Raw genomic sequence first — 16,383 nt, forward strand, 5'->3', positions numbered from 1 at the left:
TTCCCTATATCGGGCATCGCAGAATATGGGCGTAGGCCTACGCTAGCCCACGCTACGTGAATGGACGGCTGCTTTCGGAAGCCGACCACCTCTGGTTGAATGTCCGGGAATGGGGGTGTTAAATGCCATCTGGTTCGGGGGGCACATAAAGCTGCCCCTCACCCCAACTAGGCGGTAGGTCCAAGTCATACTGATCTGCGTAGGTCAGCTTGCCTGACTTGTAGAGGTCGCTTTCCATAAGCTCGGTGTGGGCAGATTTCATAGCCAACATCAACGCCTGAACACCATCCGACCCAAACGCACGGAGTTGCTGAACCCGGGCAGGCCATAATATCACCCAACGACACTGATACTCGCCGCCGGGAGCCAAGGTGGGGCGAAAGAAACGTGCCGTGATACTTTCATCACTGCTTTCGAAGATACGCTCGATGAAGATTTCGTCGCTCATGCTTCATTCCTGACACGAAAAGGTACGGCAGCAAAGAGGGCGTGTCCGGAATGTCGCTGATCGGCGATTTTTGGGTGGTGAGCGGGCGGTGTGAGACTTAATATCATCCATTGGTACTTCGGGGGAGGCATGAGTTGCGGCGAGACAAAAGGCTGCCGGCAGCACTGATCTTGTCAGGCATTGCCCTTGTTTCTGGGCTAATCCAAGCATGGATCGTCCGGTCATATATTACCGCAGCGGTAATGGGTGGGGAGTATTGGGATCACTTCGTGAGTGTTTTTGGCGGTAAAACCCCATCGAGGGGGCCAAACACCTTATGCTTTGACTACTGTGCCCCTGACTTACCGTTCATAGCGGGCTGGGTGGCTCTCTCTGCGTTTTTGGGCGGAGCGTTTTTTGTACTGCTGGCGTGGTGGAAGCCAAAACCGTAAGTTATTTGCTCCTCACGCAATGTCCGACTTTGGGCGTGACCGGAAAGGCGCAGATTGGCGCTTAGGGGCGTGATAGCTGCCGTCCTGAAAGCGATGGAAAGATGGAAATGCGGAGGCTTATCGGCTCGCCGTCGCGGTGGCGGATAACGCGCTATAGGTCCCTGAGGAGAACGACGACCGGCCCACGGTCGAGTGATAGCGAAACCTGGGAGCCGATGGCGCCCTTCAGCAGGCTGCGCACCTCGTCCAGAGCGAGGCTGACGGACGGGGCTGCGTTGACAGCGACGATGCGGTCGCCCACCTGCAGGCCTGCCTCGCTGGCCGGGCTTCCCTCCACCACGAACGCGACCGTGAATGCCGTGTCGCTTCGTTCGAGTCGCAGGCCGGAGCGATCGGCGAGATCAGGCTGGCCCAATTCGCATTCGGTTCGAAGTAGATCTGTCTTCGCGGATAATCAAAGATGATCGTGAATTGTCTCAGGACGCCGAAGCCGATATTGCCGGCTGTATCCTTGCGGGCTGAGGTACCAGTCCGTTGCTGTGACAGGAACGTCACCGGCCGTTTCGCGGTCGCGGTGCCAAGGTCTAGTAGCTCAGCGCGGGCCGGCAGCGAATAGACCGGCCCGCCGATACCACGCGCCGACATCATGCGAGCCCCGGCATTGTAGTGCTTAGCCAGATGATGATCGGCGACGAACGGCGCGGACAGGGTCAGCGACCCTGCGCTACCGGTGTCGATCGAGAAACGTCCGAAAATCCCATCGACTTTGCCGTCGATCTGCGGCGTCCTCCCGCGGAACGAGAGGCGAGCGGGAGTGGCCGCCCCGGTATAACGAGCCTCCTTGGCGGTATAGAAAGTGAGCTTCCCGGAGGCATAATCAAGTCGTGTCAGAAACCGATCGAGCCACTCGAATCCGATCAGGCCATCAACGGGGGCGTCGTCGGATGTTCCCGGCGGCAGGTCCAGCACATAGAAGGTCTGGGAGCTCAGCATCGCATCGCCCAACCGGACTGACCCCACTGTCGTCGAACCGCCGGCCTGCGCCCCTCCCGTGCCTGTCGCCTCGACATTGGCGCGGACCGCAAGGCCGAGGCGCTCTGCCATTTTGGGGGTCAGGATGTTCGATGCGCCCGTGTCGAACAGAAAATGGAACGGGCCTTCGCCATTGATCTCCACATCAACATATACGTGACCTGACTGCACCTGAATCGGAACTACCGTCGCAGCCAACCCAGCGTCAGTGTCCGGGCGTGCATGGACGACTGCGCCGGGGGCCGGGAGCCCGATGAGCAGCAGTGCCGCAACGATGGAAGGACGGACGATACGGCGACGCGAGGACATGACTGATCGATCCCTGGAGCGGCGGACCGCGGAGGAGCCACCGTCCCCGATGTAGCGAACCTGCCGGTCCTCGGCCACCATTATGGAGCGACCGGCCGTCGTTCCGTCGGCAATGTCTGCCGTTGGACCATCGCCGCGCGTCGCCGGCCCACTCGGCGTTGCCTTTTCGATCAGCTCCTCCCGCCACGAAACGCGTGCCGGGATGTCAGATTTCAGGAACGCCAAGCTAGGCGCTGGACGGCAACTTCGGGGGCGGTCGCTGCCTGTCCGGAATTTCGCATCATGGGGGTGGAAGCGTCTTGCCGCTCGATCAAGCCCTCGACCACATCGCTGAAAACAGTATCTTCTGGACCTGGACCTGACCAAAAACGTACAAAGTCAAGCTAAGCGATCAAGTTCCCGTCCACCACTGGCCCTTTCAGGCCAGCGCGATGCATCCGGAAATAAACAGTTTGCGGATTTATCCCGATATTAGCCGCGAACTCGCTGCGCCCGACTTCTTCGCCACGATATCGTATTCTCAGACTTCGACGCTGATTAATAAGCTGTTTGCTTCTTGTGCCCCATCGACAATTCTTTGGACAGTAATCGGCATCGTCATCCGAACGAACAAGCGAATGAAGTGCAGTGGGTCGTCTGCCCATATCAACGAGAAAGGTCTCATAGCTTTCTCGCCACTCATCGCAAACCTTTATGCCTCTTCCGCCCCACAAATGAAATTGCGGGCTGCTCTCGTTGTAGCACCTGGTTTTCATGGAGACCCAAGCCAAGTACTCGGGAGATCGTTTGTCGCCATGGCGAAAGTTTGCCTGCGACGTGCGTTCTTTTTGCATGCATCCGCAACTTTGCGAATGGCCGCTACGAAGGTTCGAGGTGTTCGAAACAGCAGTGCCGCCGCAATCGCAAGCACAACGCCAAGCTGTCCGCCCACCCTTGGCCGGCGCCTCGTCGATCACGATCAAACGACCAAATCGCGCTCCGGTAAGATCCAGTTTTCTACCCATCGCGCCCCGTACCATGAAGGATATTTAATGTGAATTCCAGAACTCCCATCTTCGATGCCGCCCGATCCGCAAAAGGCGCCGGCTTCACGCAGGCTCAAGTCGATGCATTGAACGCTGCGTTCGAGCAGGCTGGCATCCCGCGCGAGGCAGTGCCAGGCGCAACGCGCCGTCGCCGCTGCGGGCCTAAGCGCTACGTCGACCAGTGGACGCTTCTCACCTTGGCCCGATGCAGCATTGCTCAAGGTCATGCTTCTGATGTCGCAAAATCCCTCATGGGCAAAGGCCTGATCGATGCGGCCGTTCCCATCCAGGCCTGATCAAAGCTGGCGCATCGAGCGCCGCAGTTTCGCCGCTGCCCGTTGGCTGGATCCTAGAGCAATGGTACAAGGCAACTCCGAGCAGCTTGGGGGCCTGACCGATGCCAACGCGATACTGGGAAGCCAATGGCAGCGGGGAAGCCTGGGCCGACATCCTGGCCCGGCGCTCCCCCGAAGGTCGCGCCGTTGCGGACGAGCTACACCGGGCCGAGGAAGCCGCCCTTGCCATCCAGGAACGGATCATAGCGGCGATGAGGGAAAAGCAGGATTTCACCGACGATTTCTGCGCGTTCGAGGCCGCGATCGCGGAAGTCGATCGCATGCGATCCGAGGTCTATCGAATGGTAAGGCAGTGAACGAGCCCGGCCCACGTTCCGCCGGTAGCAGTTATGACATCGGCAGTTTTGACGGACGCACGGCGGCGAAGCGTTCGCTCGCATAGCCTGCTTCCCAGGATGCCCGGGCCGCCGAATTCCGGTAAGGGTTCGATGTTGGGGACATTGCGGCCTGTGCGGCCTTGATCCCCCACCGATAGGCTTGCGTCAGTTTCAAAACATGGCCCTCGCACTTATCTTCAAGCGCTGCGACCCACGCGATACCAAATCTGCGTCTTGATTTCTACCGACGCGAGACGCGATCCCCGCCAGTGGCTGCGTGTGCCGCGCCATTCGTCGCCATCAGGGCCGCAGGCGAGGATTAGGCTGGAGCGTGTCCACCAATTTCGAGAAGTCATCGGGACGGATCAGACGCTCGAACTGAAATCCGGCGCGGTCGTCATGGGACCAGACAAGATGTGCTTCGATGCGGCCGATCAGCGGTAGCTGGACCTCGATCCTCTCGCCCCGCTCCAGCGCGAGTTCGCCCCGGATCATGAACCCCTGCGCCGACACGTTCACGACATGCAGGACCACCTCCCCTAGCCGGGAATGCTCGGCGGCAGCCTTGTGATCGACGGGGTGACGGGTCCCCTGCCGGACGTCGGTGACCGTGAGCCTTGGCCTTCCGCGCATTACTGCCTCACTCAATAAATCGATGGTTCCCAGGATAACGAAGGTGGGTTAATATTTGGCAAGCTATGCTGCGCTGCAGCGACTTGCCTTTTTTCTGATGCCGCGCGATGTTGACGCGGCTGCGAGGCACGGCCCAGCTGATACCGATGCCTCGCAGCCGTCATTTTCTTGATCGCCAACTCAAGGCTTTAGGCAGGATAGGCCAAAGAGAAAAAGGCTGCTGCAAACGCAGTTCCGCGATCTTGACCGGGTCCGTTCGGGTTCCGGGCGAAATGACACCGCAAGCGATCGGCAATCCCGCCGTGCTACCGCAACCGCGCGGGCTCGGGAACTTCGTCGGCCTCTCCGGTGGTCGCGTAGACTTCCTCCCGAATGATCCGATTGGTGATCTCGAGCAGGTGGGCCGAGAGCGCCTCGCTGAGTTCGTCGAATTCGGGCCACAGCACCCGATTAATGAAACTGGCCGGCGCCAGCACGATCACCGTCTGGCGATGCATGCGCGAATAGCGGAATGGTCTGAGCCCATAACGGCGGCAAAGGGCGGTGAACAATTGCCGTGACCAGGGATCGGGGATGGAGAATTTGAACTCCTCCGACGTCTCTCGCTCCCTGGTCTCGGTGAATTGCCGCCGGATGCGATCGGCGGCAGCGCCGGCGGCGGCTTTTTCCCCTGCGGTGGCCGCGCCTGCGAACAGGGCCTCGATCTTGCGCAGTTTCTCGCGGAGCCGCTGTTCTGCGTCCTCGTCAAAGGTCAATGCCGCGTTTCCCACGGCATGGCGAGGCCCGGAAGTCCCTGAACTCTTGCAGCGGTGCACGAAAGGACGGCGGCGTGAATCTCGGTCTCCATGATCTCGGTCATCACGCGCAAGTGCTTGATCGTTTCCTTGATCTGCGCGCGATCCTCGGGTTCGCCCTGCGTCCGCTCGATGAGATCCGCCACCGCTCCCATCATCGCTCTGATTTCACCGAGATGGGTCACCGCTTCATGAGCCCGCTCGGGCAGGCCTGCTTCTTCTTCGCCATTGAACAGGCCGTCGACGAAACCTTCGATTTCCTGCACGCGAACCATTCTCATATTGCCCAGGTTGATACTTGTTGGTTCGAGGGGGATACGAACCGCGCGGAAGGGTTTGCGAGGATCCTGATGGTCGGCCAGTTCGTTCCATAATCCCATCGCCAACGCACCCAGCACCGCGTTGGCATCATCCAGGCTCTCAAACTCGGGCAATGTCCCTCCCCATAGGCCAGCGATGACCGTCATCGGCATCACGTCGAGCGCCGGACACGCAATGCTGCCCAAAAGCCGCGTCCTGACCTCATGGTAAGGCACGGGGCATGCGTATTTATCGAGCAGGGCGCGGATCACCCGTTCGCCTGGCGGTTTGACCTTTGACTGGCCCATCATACTCTCTTGCAGCGGATGTATCTGCGGATTTATACCGGTTCCGCTTCCATCGACCAGCGGCAATCGGCAGCGGAAACGATATCTGCCCCTACCAGCTGTAGATTCCGGGACAGCCTTGGGGTTGAGCTTCACCGCGATCACGCAGTGGAGACCGTCCTTCGGCCTCCACTGCGAGGAATACAGATCGCTTGCTCCTCTGCAGCCCGCTGGCAGCGGCTCTCGTGGGCCATGCGCGTCAGCATCTCACGATACGTCTCGCCGGTGTCGCGCCGCACGATCGTGCGCAGCGCCGCATTGGCTTCCATCGTCGATCCGTCCACGCCGATCCGTTCGGCTTTCACCAGCTCATGATCTGCCACGAGCCCCAGAACCCAGGCAAAAATCTGGTCATGAACTTCATGCGGCAGGCGGCTACGGGTCTTCGACATCCAGCTGTGGTCGGGCACTTTCTCCCGTGTCGTCAACCGCAAGAACTCGCGCAGCGACAGCAAGTCCGAACATCGCCACACAATCCCGCGCTCGGAGTGAATGCCTTCGAAATAACCGATCAGCAGCATCCGAAAGTAGCGGCCGGGCGGCACCGACGGCGCCCCCATCCGCGCCGCGTAATAGGCCTGGCACGCCTCTTCCACAAAGCGGTCGAACCCTGCATCCACCAACAGCTTCTGAAGCTTGTCGTAAAAGGCGTGCCCGGGAGAGCGCGGTATATCTGACCACGACACGATCAGATCCGCCTGCACATCACCATCACGTCGCATCGCCATCGTCGCTGACCGCCTTCTTTCCGTATCCAGGCTGAATCAGATCACACCGACTTCGTCAACGCGCTGCTAAGCCCACGAGCGGTCTTGGCCCAAGGTGTCGATCCACATGGCGGAGCGAGAAACCTCTCGCGCAAATCTCGCGAGCGATGTGCCGGCAAGTGCCGGCGTCGATATTTGTTCAGTGGGTGGGGTCGGTTCCGGCTGAGGGCGGAATGACACCCTCTCATGACTGCCATCCGAAACGCTGTCGAGTTTACTCCGTCGCCGGCTGCAAGACCAGCGGTTACATTGACCTTGGCGGGTGTGCCGCGGGCGCCTGATCGACGACGATTGATCACGCTCTCATCCGCGGGTTGGTTACCGCACTAGGCTACACCAATCGGACGATTTTCGGCAACCGCCTCCTGGACGGCCCTTGCCCTTGCCCTTGCCCTTGCCCTTGCCCTTGCCCTTGCCCTTGCCCTTGCCGCCTGTGGTGGAGACGGGAGCGGCGTCAACAGCACGCCTGTGCCCCCCGCGCCTACACCCACGCCCACGCCCACGCCCACGCCAATGCCTACTCCGGCTCCAACGCCTAATTGGCGCGCTACGGTAGCGGATTTCTTTTGAAATGAGGGGCCGACGCGGGATTTATCGCGTTCTAAGTGAAATCAACGGCCAACCTAGCTTTCCATCAAACCGTAGAACGTCCGGGTTTCGCCATGGGCCAACATTTGCCACATGCCCTTGCGATGGATTTACGCGCCACATCGTCCCGAACTGCTCTGCTTTTGCAAGCCGTTGCCTTGCATTGGCGTGACGTGCCCCTTCTTGTCGTCTACGGCGTCGCTTTCGCGCTGCTGCACTGGACGGCCAGCCCGTGGGGCGGGGCCGGGTTCTTTTCCCTATGGTATCCTGCGGCGGGTCTGCGCTTCGCTGTAATGTGGAGCAGAGGGCCACGCTTGGCACCGTGGCTGGTTCTGGCTGAACTTTGCGCCGATATCGCGGCCGGCGTATTCCATTTGGACGCGCCGGACGCGCTGCAAGCCGTGACTGGCGCCATGCGGCCCGGCCTCACTTATGGACTGGCGCTTGCCGCCGTCCTGCGGCTTTCGCATGGTCGCGATGACATACTGGCGCTGCCGCCAATGCCCCTGGGTCTAGCCGCCGTAGCCGCTCCGACGCTCAATGCACTGATGGTCGTGCCGTTCGAAGCCTTCCTTCCGGCCGACGCAGGCCGTTACCGTATCGGCATCGACATTGTCATCTCGCTCACCGGCCTGGCTGTCGGCGATCTGCTGGGTATCCTCGTGCTGGCGCCGCTGCTGCTCTGGCTCGCGGCACTGACTGACGCACCGCGCCGCATGCGCTTCGCGCCGCCTCCCCTGCGCCCGGTTCTCGAGGACGCACTGGTCATTGGCGGCTGCCTCCTGCTAACGATAGCGCTTTGGCGCGCCGAGTTGGGCGCACAGCCTGCACCCGGTCTGCTCGCTGGGGCATGGATCGGCCTGCGTCATGGACGCGTCGCCGCATGGCTCGCAATCCTGGCGCAAATCCTCGTCTTCCTGCCTTACTCCGCCGGACAGCTCGACGACGCGGCCCGCCTCGAGCTGCATCTTGGCATCGCCGCCGTGGTCCTTGTCACATGGCTGGCAGGCAGCTTTTCCGACGCACAAAGAGCCTCCCGAACACTCATCGACAAACGCAACCGCCTGCTTTTCCAGGCCGAGCGGCTCAAGACCCTGCGCGCCATGTCCGTCGCGGTGATCCACGAGATAAGCCAGCCCCTCTCCACCCTCGCCATCGAGGCGGCGCACCTGCGCACCGTTACGCAAGGGCTCAGCTCCGACATCGCGGATAGTGCGGCACTCGTGGATCGCAAGGCACGGGCACTGTCCGACCTGGTGCGCCGCCTGCGCCGCTTTGGCGGACGCGATGTAGACGAACCCTCACCACTTCCCGTTGCAATGCTGGTGCAAACTGCCTGCCAGATCGTCGCTGCGGAAGCGCGCAACAGCGGTAGCCGCCTGGAATGCGCAGCCGTAGCCGCGGACCTTGCAGTGCAAGCGCAAGAGATCGAGCTCACACAGGCCCTCGTCAACCTGCTGCGTAACGCCTTGGTCGCCAGTCCCGGCGAGACAGTCTCCGTTCGCACGCGCGCCATACGGGACGAAGTGCGTATCGAAGTGACCAACCCTTTCAAAACCGTGCCCGCCGGCTCGGGCATGGGTGTCGGTCTTGCGATTGCCCGGACCATCGTCGAGGCACACGGCGGCACGCTCTTTCGCGAAGACGAGGCACCCTGTGTGAACTTTGCCCTCACCTTGCCGCTGCTGGCCGGAGCCTCCGCATGACTGATCCTGCCCCCGCCTCTACCCATGGCGACGCACTCCCCGTTGCCGTGCTCGATGATGATGCCGATCTTGCGGCCACTGTAGCGCGGTTGCTCACTCGCAACGGCATAGCAGCGCAAGCGTTCGTCGCCCCGCAGGAACTGCTTGCAGCCCTTCCCGCCTGCACATTCGGCTGCGTCGTCAGCGACATCCAGATGGGAGCGATCGACGGCTTCGCATTCGCCGACCTTCTACGCGCATCCGATCCGTTGGTAGCGCTTGTCTTCATGACGGCCTGGCCGACAACAGCCCATGCCGTGGACGCGGTGCGCCGCCACGGCGGACTGGACTATCTTGAAAAGCCCATTGATGAGCCGCGCCTTATCGCCTCGGTATTGGAGGGGCTCGCATGGTCGATACGTGAACGACGCATCGCTGCCGTCACCGCCACCTTTACCCGCCGCGAGCGCGAGGTTTTCAGTCTGCTCGTACGCGCCCACTCCAATAAGGAGATTGCTGAGCGCCTCGCCATCTCTGCCCGCACAGTGGAAGATCACCGCGCCGCCATCGTCGCCAAGACGCGTACCAATGGTCTGGCCCAGCTCGTCGCTCTCAGCCGGGGGGAAGAGCCCTGATCGGAAACAGCAAACACCGGGAATTTCCCGGATCGACCCGAAACCGCGCGAACGCCAGTGTCGATAAGCGACCCGAAGGCCTTTGTCCGTTCCTGACGGGCAGGTCTGAACTGACCGGCGGAGGCTTTCGAGTCCTCGCCGGTCTATCGCGGGCAGGTGAAGCGCAAGGCGAGGAGAAGCGGTTCAAATGTCGTCTATTCCCACAAATGTGCGTGCAGCCGCAGCCCTCCAGGTCCTCAATTCCGTCCAATCAGACATGGCGACACGCCAGAATCGGATATCCACCGGCCTTGCGGTAGCGAGCACAAAAGACGACAGCGCAAAATACATCAGGGCGCAGGACCTGCGGGGACAAATCCTCATGCAGCAGTCAGTCGGGGATACCTTGAACCGATGGAAATCAACTACCGACGTTGCCATCTCCGGCGCTGAAACCATCAGCGACCTGATGAACCGCCTGCAGGAAAAGGCGCTGGCACTGCAAGGAGCCGCAAACGATCCGGCATCGATGCGCGCGATCTCCAAAGACATCGACGCCCTGATCAAGCAGATCGACGGTGTGGTCGATGCCTCCACCTTCTCTGGCACTAATCTGCTCAAGGGCAAAGGCGTTACCGAGACCGTAACGCGCACCTCCTATAGCCTGCCTGCCTCCAGCGTGAATCCAAACCGGTTGCTGGCCAGCCTAAGTGCTAGCCAGGAAGCAGGGGCAATGCCGCCCGGCAGCCTGGAAACGGTCGTGAGCGGCTCCCGCCGGCTGACTCTGCCAACCTCGCCGCTGACTCCGCAGAGCTTCGACGATCTCATCAATCCATTCAGCCCGGCTGATCCCAATTACCTGCCCGTTACTAATAATTCAGCGCGCACTTATTCAGTGGCCGCCGGACCCACGCCTGGCCGTGTAAACCTGCTCATCGACACTGGAGCGACGCAATTCAACGGATCAATTGGCAACGGTGAAGTGGAGATATGGCAAAACGGCGTTCGCGTCGCGGCCTCTGGCCAAGCCTACGCCGCAGACGGTTGTTCGGTAGCCCCTGCGCTTTCGCAAGACGGGCCATTCGTTCTGAGCTTCGACTACGATCCTGCCAAAGGCACAGATATCCAGATCCGCGTACTGCAGGGGAATGCCAACCTCGCCATCGAGGGGCTACAGTTGCAGGACCCGGCCGAGGCGGTTCCAGAGCCCCGAGAGCACTGGAACAGCGCCGTCGCTTACGAGACCCGTGCTCCTTTCGATCATCCGGTTGCCCATGCCGATCCCGAGCAGGTGACCGCCGCCCGGCACGATCCGCTCGGCCAGAGCGCTTTGCCCGAAGGCGTACGCGCGCAGTTCAGCCTCGATCCGGGCGACGCAGCCGCCCATATCGATCTTAGCTTCGACGCCTACGAGCTACCGGACACAATGGAAATCTGGCAGGATGGCATTCGCCTCGCCGCTACAGGGCAGCCCGCCGCTTCGCAGGGAGCGGCGGCCGGCGCAGGTCAACCCGTCAGCGGTCTGCACATGCTGAGCTTCGACTACGATCCCGCGAAAGGGCCCCTGGCCATAACCGTCAACGGCGAGCAGTACGATGCTCGCAGTGCCTGGGCGATCGGCGCCGTATCGATGCGCGAAGTCGGGGCCCTACCCGCCTCCGGCGCCGACAAGGTAGTCACAGGGCTACAGCGCCCAACCTTCGCCGATGTGCCCTACGACTTTATAGCCAACATCCACGGCGGCAGCGAAAGGATCATGTCGCGTGATCTAAGCGCACGCACTCTGGATCTCGATCCGCTCGACTGGGATGATCCGGAAGGCATCGTCGACAAGATCCAAGGTGCAAGCCGTAAAGTGCTTGCCGCATTGACCTACTTCGGCGCCCATTCGCGCGGACTGGACACGCACCAAGCCGATGGATCGAGGCAGATAGACATAAAGACACAAGCCCTGGGCAATCTGGTCGATGCAGATTTATCGGTGGAGGCCGCACGGTCAGAAGCTTTGCGCATGCGCGAGCAGCTCGCGCTACAGGCGCTCTCGATTGCCAATCAGCAGCCGGCGCTCATTCTCAGGCTGTTCGGCCAGTAACCCGCAGCCGCATCCTCATAGCTTGCTCCCTCCCCCCCTTTTACCGCCATCAGCGATAAAAAATACCGAGTTTTTCCCGGTCGACTTCAAGGGCGCAAGATTGGCGCGTCTGATGCTATTGCAGCGAACCAACCGTAACGGAGCCCCCAATGCCTCCTTTCGTGTCCGAAAGCGCCATTCCGCGCCAACGCCCCGTTACCCGTGACGACGAAACTCTCGTCCGTGCGATCTACCCGGTTTTGATGGATGTCGTACGCCGCAAATCCAGCATCACTTATACAAATCTGGTGCTAGCGGTGCGGGAACGCTGCCCTGAACCCGAGCACCCGATCTACCGGCAGAAACCGCGTCATCTTGGCCGACGGCTCGAGACCTTGCGTCTCTTCACCGCTCCGCGTGGATATCCCGATATGACCTGCGTGGTGGTAACCGGCGGAACCGGTCTTCCTCCTGAAGCGTATGACGACCCTGCCTCGGAGGCCGCAAAAGTCGCAGCATTCGAATGGCCCGCAGTGGAGGAGGAACTCGCGCTTCAGTGCGACGACTGGCGACGCGAAGCTGCGTCAATAGTACCCCTTGAAGAAGCTGGAGCCGTCGCTGTCATGGCCAAGTTTTGCCGCGATAATCCCGGGGTTTACGAACCTGGCATTAGCGCATTTCGCAAAGAGATCATAGCCGAACTGATGGCCGGGGCGAACGTGGTGGACATTTTCGCGGTCCTCAATCGCGAATTGCGCGCAGCTGGCTAAACGGGTCCGGCCTGGATTTTCATCTGGCGGCCGAGCCGATCTAATTGAGGGCATAGCGCGGATGGTACGCCAGACAACGCTAAGGGCGAACAATCAGCGAACACTTAGGCAGTGCGGCTATCTCCTGGCAGGTTGAGCGCCTTACGTCCTGCGGATACTGCCGCTTTATCCCAGAGGAAGTCGCCTGAGAAGGCGATATGCTCCCATCCTACCGGGGAGGTGTGAGCGAGAAGTTCGTCGGATGCCGGGATTGACGCCGATCGCAGAACCGTCGCCCCATACGCCCGGCCTCCGCTTCCCCCCACACGTCATCTACAATGTCGCTCGTGACCCTTCAACTGCGATGTCGCTGTGCAATCCAGGCTGAATCAGATCATACCGACTTCGTCAACGCGCTGTTAGGGGGCGCAAGCGACTAGAGCCACGGTGCCGCGCCAGCGGCAGGCGTCATCGCCATCTTGCCTTCAATAGCACTAAGTGCTAGACAACAACCATGAGCAATGCCACGGCGACAGCGCGAACCTTCAAGACGGCCTGGTTCGCCAAGGCGGCGCGCAAGGCCCGCATTTCGGATGCCGAACTATGCGAGGCCATTCAGGAAGTGATGAAGGGCCAGGCGGACGATCTCGGCGGTGGGGTGTCAAGAAGCGGCTGAACAAGAACATGCACAGGAGCATCATCCTCGCGAAGTTCGGTAGCTACTGGATGTATCAATATCTGTTCGCCAAGAAGGACAGGGCCAATATCGACGATGACGAACTGAAATAATTCCGCCTGCTGGGTAAGAACCTCCAGAAAGCCACGGACAAGGATATTGCTCCCCTGCTGGCGGATGGCAGGCTAACGGAGATATGCAATGGCGACCAAGCGTAAGTATAAAAGCGATGCCTTCGAGGCGATCCACTCGACGGCCGAAGCATTCCATAGCGTTGGCGTGATCGACAAGGCCACCATGCGCCATTTCGATGAGAGCTGCCTGACCACGCCCCCCGCAATCGCCCCGGCTGAAATCAAGCGGCTGCGAGAACGGAACAAAGTCAGTCAGCCGGTATTCGCTCGCTACCTCAATACTAGCGAAAGCACGGTGGAGAAGTGGGAAACCGGGGCCAAGAAGCCCAGCGGCGCGGCGTTGAAGCTGCTGTCAATCGTCGAAAAGCATGGCATCCAGATTCTCGCCTGATCAGTCCGGAAACGTAGGATGAAAGCCATCTTCATCCGCCATGGCGAAAGCACTGGCAACGCTGGCTTGCCCTGCAACAATTTGGCGACGATCGAACTGACCGAGCTGGGCCACCAACATGAGGGCATAGCGTGGATGGTACGCTAAACAACGCTCTCATGACTGCCATCTGCGGTGCGAAACGAGCTTATCCTACCGCTAGCCTTTGGACTAGCGGTGAATTTGGCCTCGCCGGAGTGCCTCGGGCTCCTGATCGACGACGATTGATCAAGCTCTCATCCGCGGATTGGTCACCGCACTACCCGTTGTCCGTCGCTGGACCTTCCTCATTCTAAGCACGGGCGTCGGACTTGCCTGCCCCAACGTTGACCGAGGATTGTCCATCACAGTCGGGTGCCCGCGACACACCGGCCAGGCCTATGTTGCCAAAGAGTTGAGCTGATGCTGAACCCTTTGGCAGGTCAGGACGCCACCACCGGTTGCACTCGACCAGCATCATCGCGAACGTGGCGTTCTCGTCGGCCGAAAGGATCATGTCTTCAATGGCAAGGTTGGCGCGAGATTCGGCCATGTTCTCGCGCCATTGCGTCACTTCGTCGGGCGTGCCGCGCAGATAGTCCATCGCTCGGACCTGGGCACGCAGCGCCTCCACGTCGATCGGCACCATCAGGCCGCTTCCGCGATCCTGATTTCCAGTTTCAGGCCAGATGCCGTGGCGAGATTCACCAGCGCATCGAGGGAAAATTTGCCGAGCTTGCCGCGCAGCAGGTCGTTGAGCCGGGGACGGGTAATGCCAAGGCGCGCCGCCGCCGCTTCCTGTGGCATGTCCCAGGTGCGGATACGGCTTTTCAGGGCCGACAGCAGTTCGGAACGTGCCTTCATGTTTGCGGCCTCTGCCGGGGTGTCGGCCAGTGCGTCAAAGACGCTATCGAAAGTCTGGACTTCCATCGCCTATTCCTTCCTCCATGCCCGCTTCGGTGCGGGCATCATTAGGAAAATCACGAAGCTGCGCGAGGCTGTCACCCAGAAACGAAACCTGTTTCATGAAGATGGTGTATCAAATTCGATACATGCTGACAAGCCGTTTCCTCATGACAACTGCACCGACCAGTTTCACGTGACAGGTTCCCAACTCAGCACCTCAGCGGCCTTAAATGCAGCTTCGTTCATTGAAGCAAGCTGTAGATAGCGAGGAACTAGACCACATGATCGCCTGAGGCGGGGCAACCCTGTCAGCGTGTCAGCCAAGGCGCAGATTTCCAGCAGCCGATGCCAGTCCGCGTTGTTTCTTGCGAGCCGGGATACTTCCAGGCCCATAACGATCCCTGCGCGGCCCATACCCACATCAGACACCAGGTGCTGGAAGCCTTCGCGCCACGACGCTGACGCACCGGATTCGCCTTGGTCGCTGTCGATGACAATGATCTGGTCGTCGCGCCATCCCAGCCCTATCGCGCGCCCGCGCAGGGCGTATTGGCGCTTGGTGCTTTCAACGTTCTCCATGACCTGCCGCATCGATGACTGGCGGATGTAGAGGTAGGCCCCCCGCTCGAGATGGTGCGATTGAACCTTGAGGTTTTCGTTCATGCCGTTCTCCTCCATTCAGGCTCCGCCATCACGATGGCGGCAAGCAGGTGGATGAAGATCGCGCGCATGGCTATTTCAGCAGCAGGGCGGCGGCCCCCTGCCCTTTCAGCAGTTTGACCGCCGTTTTGTCGAAGGACACGAACGTCTCCCCGCCGTGGAATCGGCCGTCGAATGCGATCACCCCGTCCGCAAAGTCGCCGCCCGCATCGAGGATAGCTAGGCCCGCTTCCACCGCAGGGCGATTGACGACGACGTTCTCCGCGTCGATCACGCCTCGGATCGCGGCGGCAATTTCGGGCCGGGTTTTCTTGTAGAGTCGTTCCAGAACCCAGGCGAGTTCGCACAGTGAATGCACGCTGATGGCAACATGGCTTGCGCTTTCCATCGCCTCGACGGCGGCGAGGCCCTGCGCTTCGTCGTCCGCCAGCACCAGGCGCAGCAAGACGTTCGTGTCGGCCGTGATCTTCATTTACCGTCCAGACCGGCCACACCCGCAGCAGCGCCCGCTTCCGCAATCGCGTCGTTGATTTCCTCGATCGTGAACCGGGGACCGTCGCCCTTCCCCTTGAGCATCCCGTGCAGCGCCCGCCACGAACCCTTGGGCTGGTCCGCTTTCAGTTCCGCCCGCCCATCGGGGAGCAGGTCGAGCCTGATCTTGCCACCGGGCTGGATGCCGAGATGTTTCAGAATATCCTTCCGAAATGTTACCTGGCCCCGCGTGGTCACGCTTAATGTCGTCATGGTCATTACCTCCATATTAAGCCAAAATAATGCAGAAACGCATTATTTTCAAGGCCCAATTCTGATAACCAATAATAATAAGAGACTAAGCGACTAAGCGCCTGCCGCTGGCTCGGCACCGTGGCTCTAGCCGCGATCGTGGGCGTGTTCCTTGAACCAAGTCACGATATCGACATCCAGGCGGAGTGTGACCGGTTTCTTGCGACGGCGATACAGACCCGGTTGGCGGGCATGTTGCCATGCGTCGGCCGACACTTCGGGGATATCGGTAGTGTCGATCACCCGGGGCCGACAGGAGATCGATTGCCGCCATGCGCCATTAATGGCCAAATTCTGCGCGGCGATTTTGTCCGCAAGCTCACATAGGCTCACGCTAGAAGTGTGACAT

General features: G+C 60.5%; 17 protein-coding genes and 4 pseudogenes. 8 read left to right on the forward strand and 13 right to left on the reverse strand.

Translation table 11 applies throughout. The features are described from left to right. Nucleotides 1–118 precede the first annotated feature (118 nt). From TQ38_RS29525 to TQ38_RS31645, 3 genes and pseudogenes are all read right to left on the reverse strand, one after another. Entirely contained in the window at nucleotides 119–448 is a 330-nt protein-coding gene (locus TQ38_RS29525) for a hypothetical protein (RefSeq protein ID WP_043980782.1), read from the reverse strand. Between the two features lie 582 nt (nucleotides 449–1,030). Beyond that, nucleotides 1,031–1,219, reverse strand: a complete 189-nt coding sequence (locus TQ38_RS31640) for a PDZ domain-containing protein (RefSeq protein WP_162792495.1) — start codon at nucleotides 1,217–1,219, stop codon at nucleotides 1,031–1,033. Nucleotides 1,220–1,833: 614 nt separating this feature from the next. Then, a pseudogene (locus tag TQ38_RS31645) lies at nucleotides 1,834–2,301 on the reverse strand (aspartyl protease family protein); the annotation flags it as partial. 1,341 nt (nucleotides 2,302–3,642) lie between these two features. Here TQ38_RS31645 and TQ38_RS29545 point away from each other — a divergent pair. Then, the gene (locus tag TQ38_RS29545) at nucleotides 3,643–3,897 is read left to right on the forward strand and encodes a hypothetical protein (RefSeq protein ID WP_043980788.1); all 255 of its coding nucleotides are present in this window, start codon (nucleotides 3,643–3,645) and stop codon (nucleotides 3,895–3,897) included. Between the two features lie 321 nt (nucleotides 3,898–4,218). Here the strand turns inward: TQ38_RS29545 and TQ38_RS29550 are convergent, their stop codons facing one another. The 4 genes from TQ38_RS29550 to TQ38_RS29565 all read right to left on the reverse strand — a co-directional run bounded on the left by TQ38_RS29550 (nucleotide 4,219) and on the right by TQ38_RS29565 (nucleotide 6,720). After that, complete coding sequence (locus TQ38_RS29550; RefSeq protein ID WP_043980789.1) at nucleotides 4,219–4,551, reverse strand: PilZ domain-containing protein; 333 nt, start codon at nucleotides 4,549–4,551, stop codon at nucleotides 4,219–4,221. Between the two features lie 305 nt (nucleotides 4,552–4,856). Beyond that, nucleotides 4,857–5,306 carry a hypothetical protein gene (locus TQ38_RS29555; protein WP_043980790.1) on the reverse strand — a complete coding sequence of 150 codons (450 nt, stop codon included), beginning with the start codon at nucleotides 5,304–5,306 and terminating at the stop codon, nucleotides 4,857–4,859. Continuing rightward, complete coding sequence (locus TQ38_RS29560) at nucleotides 5,303–6,097, reverse strand: hypothetical protein (RefSeq protein WP_240198243.1); 795 nt, start codon at nucleotides 6,095–6,097, stop codon at nucleotides 5,303–5,305. The genes TQ38_RS29555 and TQ38_RS29560 overlap by 4 nt, the downstream gene beginning before the upstream one ends. Next, the gene (locus TQ38_RS29565) at nucleotides 6,094–6,720 is read right to left on the reverse strand and encodes a transposase (protein ID WP_240198244.1); all 627 of its coding nucleotides are present in this window, start codon (nucleotides 6,718–6,720) and stop codon (nucleotides 6,094–6,096) included. Before TQ38_RS29565 ends, TQ38_RS29560 begins: the two co-directional genes overlap by 4 nt. Before the next feature lie 800 nt (nucleotides 6,721–7,520). On the opposite strand from TQ38_RS29565, the gene TQ38_RS29575 reads away from it, so the two are divergent. From TQ38_RS29575 to TQ38_RS31245, 7 genes and pseudogenes are all read left to right on the forward strand, one after another. Next, on the forward strand, nucleotides 7,521–9,053 hold the full coding sequence (locus tag TQ38_RS29575; RefSeq protein WP_240198245.1) for a sensor histidine kinase: 1,533 nt from the start codon (nucleotides 7,521–7,523) through the stop codon (nucleotides 9,051–9,053). After that, nucleotides 9,050–9,667 carry a response regulator transcription factor gene (locus tag TQ38_RS29580; protein ID WP_043980792.1) on the forward strand — a complete coding sequence of 206 codons (618 nt, stop codon included), beginning with the start codon at nucleotides 9,050–9,052 and terminating at the stop codon, nucleotides 9,665–9,667. The genes TQ38_RS29575 and TQ38_RS29580 overlap by 4 nt, the downstream gene beginning before the upstream one ends. Nucleotides 9,668–9,923: 256 nt before the next feature. Continuing rightward, the gene (locus TQ38_RS29585) at nucleotides 9,924–11,738 is read left to right on the forward strand and encodes a flagellin (RefSeq protein ID WP_240198246.1); all 1,815 of its coding nucleotides are present in this window, start codon (nucleotides 9,924–9,926) and stop codon (nucleotides 11,736–11,738) included. A 161-nt stretch (nucleotides 11,739–11,899) separates the two neighbouring features. Further along, the gene (locus TQ38_RS29590; RefSeq protein WP_162792497.1) at nucleotides 11,900–12,487 is read left to right on the forward strand and encodes a hypothetical protein; all 588 of its coding nucleotides are present in this window, start codon (nucleotides 11,900–11,902) and stop codon (nucleotides 12,485–12,487) included. A 493-nt stretch (nucleotides 12,488–12,980) separates the two neighbouring features. Beyond that, nucleotides 12,981–13,360, forward strand: a pseudogene (locus tag TQ38_RS31240) (type II toxin-antitoxin system RelE/ParE family toxin). Beyond that, nucleotides 13,344–13,667: a DNA-binding transcriptional regulator gene (locus tag TQ38_RS29610; RefSeq protein ID WP_008994780.1), complete on the forward strand. Its 324-nt coding sequence runs from the start codon at nucleotides 13,344–13,346 to the stop codon at nucleotides 13,665–13,667. Before TQ38_RS31240 ends, TQ38_RS29610 begins: the two are co-directional and overlap by 17 nt. An 18-nt stretch (nucleotides 13,668–13,685) precedes the next feature. Then, nucleotides 13,686–13,784, forward strand: a pseudogene (locus tag TQ38_RS31245) (histidine phosphatase family protein); the annotation flags it as partial. 214 nt (nucleotides 13,785–13,998) lie between these two features. On the opposite strand, the gene TQ38_RS29620 reads toward TQ38_RS31245, so the two are convergent. From TQ38_RS29620 to TQ38_RS31650, 6 genes and pseudogenes are all read right to left on the reverse strand, one after another. Then, entirely contained in the window at nucleotides 13,999–14,334 is a 336-nt protein-coding gene (locus TQ38_RS29620; protein WP_113942145.1) for a hypothetical protein, read from the reverse strand. Further along, entirely contained in the window at nucleotides 14,334–14,615 is a 282-nt protein-coding gene (locus TQ38_RS29625; protein WP_043980797.1) for a helix-turn-helix domain-containing protein, read from the reverse strand. Before TQ38_RS29625 ends, TQ38_RS29620 begins: the two co-directional genes overlap by 1 nt. A gap of 285 nt (nucleotides 14,616–14,900) precedes the next feature. Further along, nucleotides 14,901–15,254: pseudogene (locus TQ38_RS29635) on the reverse strand (recombinase family protein); the annotation flags it as partial. 70 nt (nucleotides 15,255–15,324) lie between these two features. After that, a complete protein-coding gene (locus TQ38_RS29640; protein WP_043980801.1) occupies nucleotides 15,325–15,723 on the reverse strand; it encodes a type II toxin-antitoxin system VapC family toxin in 399 nt (132 codons plus the stop codon). Further along, a complete protein-coding gene (locus TQ38_RS29645) occupies nucleotides 15,720–15,995 on the reverse strand; it encodes an AbrB/MazE/SpoVT family DNA-binding domain-containing protein (RefSeq protein WP_038293132.1) in 276 nt (91 codons plus the stop codon). The genes TQ38_RS29640 and TQ38_RS29645 overlap by 4 nt, the downstream gene beginning before the upstream one ends. A 126-nt stretch (nucleotides 15,996–16,121) precedes the next feature. After that, nucleotides 16,122–16,367 carry a BrnA antitoxin family protein gene (locus TQ38_RS31650; protein ID WP_370059863.1) on the reverse strand — a complete coding sequence of 82 codons (246 nt, stop codon included), beginning with the start codon at nucleotides 16,365–16,367 and terminating at the stop codon, nucleotides 16,122–16,124. Between the last annotated feature and the right edge of the window lie 16 nt (nucleotides 16,368–16,383).

The sequence above is a fragment of the Novosphingobium sp. P6W genome (genome assembly GCF_000876675.2).
In the GTDB taxonomy this organism is placed as follows: Bacteria; Pseudomonadota; Alphaproteobacteria; order Sphingomonadales; family Sphingomonadaceae; genus Novosphingobium.

What these genes read in the sequence shown, in the direction of transcription:
- TQ38_RS29645 (WP_038293132.1), bottom strand. Translation starts at nt 15,995, where the DNA reads ATGACGACATTAAGCGTGACCACGCGGGGCCAGGTAACATTTCGGAAG.
- TQ38_RS29610 (WP_008994780.1), top strand. Translation starts at nt 13,344, where the DNA reads ATGGCGACCAAGCGTAAGTATAAAAGCGATGCCTTCGAGGCGATCCAC.
- TQ38_RS29620 (WP_113942145.1), bottom strand. Translation starts at nt 14,334, where the DNA reads ATGGTGCCGATCGACGTGGAGGCGCTGCGTGCCCAGGTCCGAGCGATG.
- TQ38_RS29580 (WP_043980792.1), top strand. Translation starts at nt 9,050, where the DNA reads ATGACTGATCCTGCCCCCGCCTCTACCCATGGCGACGCACTCCCCGTT.
- TQ38_RS29625 (WP_043980797.1), bottom strand. Translation starts at nt 14,615, where the DNA reads ATGGAAGTCCAGACTTTCGATAGCGTCTTTGACGCACTGGCCGACACC.
- TQ38_RS29550 (WP_043980789.1), bottom strand. Translation starts at nt 4,551, where the DNA reads ATGCGCGGAAGGCCAAGGCTCACGGTCACCGACGTCCGGCAGGGGACC.
- TQ38_RS29565 (WP_240198244.1), bottom strand. Translation starts at nt 6,720, where the DNA reads ATGGCGATGCGACGTGATGGTGATGTGCAGGCGGATCTGATCGTGTCG.
- TQ38_RS29525 (WP_043980782.1), bottom strand. Translation starts at nt 448, where the DNA reads ATGAGCGACGAAATCTTCATCGAGCGTATCTTCGAAAGCAGTGATGAA.
- TQ38_RS29640 (WP_043980801.1), bottom strand. Translation starts at nt 15,723, where the DNA reads ATGAAGATCACGGCCGACACGAACGTCTTGCTGCGCCTGGTGCTGGCG.
- TQ38_RS29585 (WP_240198246.1), top strand. Translation starts at nt 9,924, where the DNA reads ATGGCGACACGCCAGAATCGGATATCCACCGGCCTTGCGGTAGCGAGC.
- TQ38_RS29545 (WP_043980788.1), top strand. Translation starts at nt 3,643, where the DNA reads ATGCCAACGCGATACTGGGAAGCCAATGGCAGCGGGGAAGCCTGGGCC.